Origin of the sequence: Mesorhizobium sp. M1A.T.Ca.IN.004.03.1.1, assembly GCF_003997555.1 — a bacterium.
Classification (GTDB): Bacteria; Pseudomonadota; Alphaproteobacteria; order Rhizobiales; family Rhizobiaceae; genus Mesorhizobium.
In genome coordinates, this window is record NZ_RZTV01001248.1 from 1 (window position 1) to 228 (window position 228).

A 228-nucleotide genomic window follows, 5' to 3' on the forward strand; every position below is an offset into this window, starting at 1 on the left:
GCCAAGACGGCTGCGCTACCAGGCGGCGCATGCCAATGCGCTGAGGCAGTTTCTCGCCCGCAACGTCCACCGCACGAGCGCGCGGACGGGTGTGCTTGTCTTCGTCTCCATCGCCGAACGCTATGCCGAGGTGGTCGCCGACAGCGGCATCAATGCAAAGGTCGGCCAGCATGTCTGGGACGGTGTGGTGCGGGACCTGACGCGGCACGCCGGCGACGGTCGTCTCGC

1 pseudogene is annotated in these 228 nt (G+C 68.0%); it reads left to right on the forward strand.

Annotation, left to right across the window (positions count from 1 at the left end):
* A pseudogene (locus EOD29_RS35700) lies at nt 1–228 on the forward strand (TPM domain-containing protein); the annotation flags it as partial.